5 protein-coding genes, 1 pseudogene and 1 CRISPR repeat array are annotated in these 5,378 nt (G+C 66.3%); of the genes and pseudogenes, 3 read left to right on the top strand and 3 right to left on the bottom strand.

Annotated elements, in window-relative coordinates:
* Positions 1-34: 34 nt before the first annotated feature.
* A CRISPR array of direct repeats spans positions 35-919; the repeat unit is 30 nt; unit sequence GTCAGTGATCATCCCTGGAGGGATTGAAAC.
* 574 nt (positions 920-1,493) lie between these two features.
* Positions 1,494-2,210 carry a PhzF family phenazine biosynthesis protein gene (locus U9978_RS12525; protein WP_322761278.1) on the bottom strand — a complete coding sequence of 239 codons (717 nt, stop codon included), beginning with the start codon at positions 2,208-2,210 and terminating at the stop codon, positions 1,494-1,496.
* A 101-nt stretch (positions 2,211-2,311) separates the two neighbouring features.
* Positions 2,312-3,745, bottom strand: a complete 1,434-nt coding sequence (locus tag U9978_RS12520; protein ID WP_322761277.1) for a helix-turn-helix transcriptional regulator — start codon at positions 3,743-3,745, stop codon at positions 2,312-2,314.
* Between the two features lie 166 nt (positions 3,746-3,911).
* Here U9978_RS12520 and U9978_RS12515 point away from each other — a divergent pair, with 166 nt between their 5' ends.
* Together U9978_RS12515 and U9978_RS12510 are read left to right on the top strand one after the other, a co-directional pair.
* Entirely contained in the window at positions 3,912-4,211 is a 300-nt protein-coding gene (locus tag U9978_RS12515; protein ID WP_322761276.1) for a hypothetical protein, read from the top strand.
* Positions 4,208-4,435 (top strand): hypothetical protein, encoded by a 228-nt coding sequence (locus U9978_RS12510; protein WP_322761275.1) that lies wholly within the window; start codon positions 4,208-4,210, stop codon positions 4,433-4,435. The genes U9978_RS12515 and U9978_RS12510 overlap by 4 nt, the downstream gene beginning before the upstream one ends.
* 86 nt (positions 4,436-4,521) lie before the next feature.
* Here the strand turns inward: U9978_RS12510 and U9978_RS12505 are convergent, their stop codons facing one another.
* Positions 4,522-4,929 (bottom strand): helix-turn-helix domain-containing protein, encoded by a 408-nt coding sequence (locus U9978_RS12505; protein WP_322761274.1) that lies wholly within the window; start codon positions 4,927-4,929, stop codon positions 4,522-4,524.
* A 192-nt stretch (positions 4,930-5,121) separates the two neighbouring features.
* On the opposite strand from U9978_RS12505, the pseudogene U9978_RS12500 reads away from it, so the two are divergent.
* A pseudogene (locus tag U9978_RS12500) lies at positions 5,122-5,378 on the top strand (plasmid replication, integration and excision activator); the annotation flags it as partial.

The following is a 5,378-nucleotide window of genomic DNA, read 5'->3' as shown; positions in this document are numbered from 1 at the left end:
TCTGCCAGGCCGACCTTGCCCAGCGCGGCACCGGGTCAGTGATCATCCCTGGAGGGATTGAAACGCCTACTAGTCTTCCTCGCACGACCAGACGCCAGAGTCAGTGATCATCCCTGGAGGGATTGAAACGCCAGCCTGACGACTGTCAACGGCAACATCGCCTGCGGGTCAGTGATCATCCCTGGAGGGATTGAAACGCCAGTACGTCGCAGCACAACCTGTTGACCCGGGTCAGTGATCATCCCTGGAGGGATTGAAACTCCGTCGTCCGTCGTGGCGACGGACGCCACGGAGTCGGGGTCAGTGATCATCCCTGGAGGGATTGAAACGCCGACCCGTGCTGCCAGCGAAGTCCTCGATCGAGGGTCAGTGATCATCCCTGGAGGGATTGAAACAGGCGCTGCAACACCTGAAGGACCTGGACCATCAGGTCAGTGATCATCCCTGGAGGGATTGAAACGTAGTTGTAGGGCCTGTCGGCCATGGTGCTCCTGTCAGTGATCATCCCTGGAGGGATTGAAACAGTTTGCGCGAGCCGCGCCGGTAGGGGTCGAGCGCCCGTCAGTGATCATCCCTGGAGGGATTGAAACGGCATTGTCAGCGTGTCGGCCGGTCCATCATTCGAGGGTCAGTGATCATCCCTGGAGGGATTGAAACGCAATACGGGCAAGTGCATGATCGGCTACCACCATGTCAGTGATCATCCCTGGAGGGATTGAAACATTACCGGTCGCCGTTGGTGGCGTTGTCTCCCCATCATCAGTGATCATCCCTGGAGGGATTGAAACAGGTCCCGGTCTACCGAAATACGTCCGCACGGTCGTCAGTGATCATCCCTGGAGGGATTGAAACTCCCACACGCGGACAACCCGGCGAGCACAGGGCGCAAGTCAGTGATCATCCCTGGAGGGATTGAAACGGTGAGAGTCGAGACGAGAGGGGTTGCGCTCTCGCCATCGCAGCGATCATCAAGGCTGAAGCGGATTGGCGACCTTCACGGGCTTCAGGGTGACCAAAGATAGTCTCGTGGCGTTGGGCGAGGGGTCGGGCTACCAAGACTGGATACTGTCTCCCGGCTGCCCGCTGGCGTGCCCTCTGCTCGTTTTTCGTATGCCGTTGGCGTGCCCGGTGCTGGTCTCCGCTGGTCGGGCGGCTGTGCATCCCGAAACGCGCTCGAGCGGTCGGTGAACCGGACCGTGGAACAGAACCAGCATCGCGAATCTATGCCGCTCAGTACGGCGTGGATTCGCCCATCCGGCGGCGGTCGCTCTAACCGACATGCCCACAGGTCCTGGAATGTCTGGTCTACGTGCCATTCCTGGTCTGGCTTGTGCGCGGTGGCGGGCTGGCGACGCACCCGGCGAGCATGGCGCGCCAGCGCCACGCGCAGCCGTCGCGCGGCGCGGCCCGTGCCGCGCCCTTGATCTAAAACCGAGTAATTCGGCAACTTGCGGGCTTATATCCGGGATCTGGTCGGGTGTTGCGACGATCGGTCAGAGGCTGCGGGGGTCGTCTTCGGTGACGTGTCCGCCGATCGCGGCGTGTCCGGGGGGTCCGGGTTCGGCATGAACGATGGAACCGTGGCCATGGTGAATGATGAGGCGTCGTCCGAGTGCTGCGGCTAGGCGCATAGAGGCTGATCCGGTGGCTTCGTCTTCGACAATGCCGAGTCGACCGGCAAAGGTACGGGCACGGACGGTGCCGGTAGTTTCGTCCTGCCAGGCCCAGACCTGGGTCATCTCCTGGGCGGGGTTGATCGGTCCGGTGAGGGCGTCGACCTGCTCGGCGCTGGTGAGCCGTTCATGCCACCACGGCGGGGTGATCGCGAGTGGGGCGCGGACCCACACGCCGTCCTGATCGGTCCAGGTTGCCGCGTCGCCACCGGGCATCCGGAGGACCTCGGGGTGGGCTCCGGTGAGACGGGCGATCATCCAGGCGGCACCGACGGCGGGATGGCCGGCGAACGGAAGTTCCCGAAGCGGCGTGTAGATCGTGATGAGGGCTTTGTCGGGATCGTCGATGAACACGGTTTCGCTGTAGCCGAGAGCGGCGGCGATGGCCTGCCGGCGGTCACGGTCGGGGACGGTGACCGGGGCGTTCTCGATGATGCCGAGGGGGTTACCGTGCCTGCCGGCATGATCGGTGAAGACCCGGACGACTCGTACCGTGACCACGTGTCGCGCCTCCTTGCCGGCCGGCTGCCTGCTCACACGATGCCTGCTGTGAGCGGAGTCTGTCTGCTGGATGCGCGGTTCGGGTGCGGTTCGTGAGCGCTCGGCTCGGGTTACGACGGTTCAGACCGGGGTCCGGGTCAGAAGGCGGCGATCTCGTGACGCAGGTCTGCGGCGGTGCCGGCAGCGTGGTAGCGCTGGGCGTTGAGCATGGAGGCGATGCGGTCGAGGCGGCGGCGGTGCCAGGACACCCGGTTCTCCTGCGGGATGGTCAGCACCGGTTGCAGGGCGTCGACGACTCCGTCGATATTGCCGAGGATGAGCCGGGCGGTCGCCAGGTAGATATGGGCGAGGATCTCGTCTGTGAGGAAACGTTCCTCGGACGGCCCGTTCTGGAACAGGTCGATGGCGGTGGTAGCGGCGTCTTCCGCGGCTGCCGCGTCGGCACGGTCGGTGAACCAGATCAGGCTACTTGCACCGTAGTAGTGGGTTTTCGCGCGGGTGAACGTGAACAGACCGGTGTCGATGTCGCAGGGGGTGCCCGGGTTGTCGATGGCCTTGACGGCGGTGGTGAGTGCGGCGCGGGTGCCGGTGCTGTCTCCGAAGTGGGCCAGGCACTGCGCTTCGCCGCTGGCCAGGCGTGCGAGTCCCGCGCCGGTGGGGTGCAGCGCCATTCCGGCACGGATGTACTGATGGGCGTCGGCGTAGCGGGTGGCGAACCGGGCGATCAGGCTTTGGGTACCGCGGACCCAGACGGCAAGGCCGGTGTGCCCGGCCATGTCCGCGCACATCAGCGCGCTACGGGCGTTGGTCATGGCCGCGCGGGGTGCGTCGAGGTCGAGGGCGGCATAGGCGAGGATGCCCGAAAACTGGCCCCCGATCAGGTAGAGGTCGCGCATCTGCCCGGGACGGCATCCCTGGTCCAGGGCGGCGAATACCTGGGTGCGCATGTGGTGAGCCTCGGCCAACATGTCTTCGGGCGGCGTGGCGATCGCCTCGACCGCCAGGCGCGCGACGTCGTCGGCGAGCTGCTCGACAAGCAGGGGATCCACGGTCGCGCCGCCGATCCGTTGCACGAACGCGGCGGACTCCCGGGCGGTCGCGGTGACCAGCTCGCCGGGGAGCATCTCGATACCGATGGCCGCCGAGAGACCCAGCGACACCGTACGGCGGGTGAGCTGTGCGGGCGTGTTCGCGGTGGGTCCGGTGGATCCGGCGGCGGTGGTCGTCTGGCCTTCCCGGTGGGTTTTCTCGTGGTCCAGCCCGAGACGGGCGCGGGGGATGTTCAGGCCGCTCGCGAGCCGCTCGAAGACGGCCAGCGTTATCACCTGCCGCTTACCGTTACGGATCTCGCTGATGTGGGACTGCGGCATGCCACACGCGGTAGCGATCTGCCCTTGGGTGGCACCCGTCCATTTCTGGAAAGTCTTCAACACCGTGGCCATGTCGCGCTGGTCAAGGGCCTGAGCCATGTCCGGGCGGTCCCACAGACCGGCGGGTGTGGCGGGTAGCTCATGGTTACGGGACGTCACGGCTGCCTCCCTGGCGGGATGGTTGGGCGCAATCGGTCTCATGCTGTGCACCGTCCGCCAGTTTAACCACCGGGTGTATACGGCCGGCGACCTTTTCACCGTTCGTCAGGCTCGTAATCGTGGCCGGGAGCCGGTCGGGTCCATGTCGAGAAGTGATCGCCGTGGGGTCGGGTCGGTGTCCAATCAGCGGAAACGAAAGCGGGACGGGATGCGGCCAGCGACAGAACCCACGGCAAGCCCAGCGACCAGCGGAGACGGTGGTGAGCGGCTGCCGGTCCTTTACGGTGTCGTCCGTTTCGAACCGGGCGACGAACGACGGGTCCGCGACACCACGATCACGTTTGATTCGCCGGCGGCGGCGGAGCTCTTCGCGGTGGAAAGCGGCTGGCACGACTACCAGGTGTGCCCGCTGTTCTTCTTCGTCGACACTGCCACGGCGCCGGCGGCTGGGCGGGTGCTGCTGGGGGCGGCGTTGGCACGGTCGGTGCGGCGGGCCGGTGGCCGATGACCGGCGGGGAACATCCCGGGGGCATGTTACCCGGGGACGGCTACACGATCACGATTCATCCGGCGGACCGGCCGGCGGAGGTGCTGCGGGCCTGGGCGGCGTTGCCGGACGGGGTGGGGTTCGCCGAAGCGTTCGGCGACGTGGACGTGACGCTTGTGTTCCGGCCGGTCGCTGAGCTGGCGTCGTCGTGGGAGCCGGGCGGAACGACATCCGTGCCGGGTTGAGGTAGTCGCGCGGCGGAGACCGCGGGGAAGGATAAGGGGTCAGGATCCCGGCGGGCGTAAACGTCCGTTGTCGGGGTGCTGGCCCCTTACCTATGGACCAGGTGGGTCGTGACGAGTTCCTCGATGGCGGCCAAGCGGCGGCTGACCTCGGCAAGCTGCTGTTCGACGCGGCCGATGCCGGCGAGGATCTCCCGCTCGGCGGGCTGACCGACGTCCGTGGGGGTGCCGCCGGCGTGGAGTACCCGGATCAGGTGGTCGTCGGGCCAGTCGAGGGCGCGTGCGATGGCGGTCAACGTCGTGTTCTGGACCCGGCGGCCGTGCGCGCCGTGCTGGATCCGGCGCAGCGTCGCCACCGACACCCCGGAGACGTCCGCGAGCGCCTTCTGTCCGATCCGCTCGTGGGCCATCCGCGCGTTGACCGTGTCGGCAACCGCGCTCCAGTCCTCGTCGAGACGCGGGCCGCGAGCGGTGTGCACCGGAACGCCGTTTGTCATACAGCAAAGATAATGGTGCCGTGCACCTCCGATACCGATCTATACCGGGATTCGGGAAATTATCCAGCGGCTGTATACACCGGCTGGAAAGCGCTTGGCGAGCGCTCCGTGAGCGGTGCATTGTGGGACCTGTCCGGAACGCGGCGAGATGCCGGCAACATCCGGACATGATCCCTACGGAGGTGGACAACGATGGCGGTACCGCGGTGGATTCCGGTGGCGTTCGGGGATGTGTTTCCCCATGGCGCGTTCGTGCTCGGAGTGGAAGCGGCCAACGACTTTGAGAAGTCGAAGGCCGGGGTGCCGGATGCGCAGGAGCGGGACAAGGAAACCGGTGAGCTGCTGTGGGCGGTGCGGGTGATGGACGCGGACCCGAACGCACGGGCCGGCTCGGCGGAGGTGAAGGTGAAGATTCCCGCGCCGGTTCAGCCGGTGCCCCCGGAGCCGTT

It is taken from the genome of Protofrankia sp. Cr2, assembly GCF_963555885.1.
GTDB lineage: Bacteria > Actinomycetota > Actinomycetes > Frankiales > Frankiaceae > Protofrankia.
Note: the sequence above shows the minus strand (reverse complement) of the source record. Positions and strands in the feature narration are given on the sequence as shown.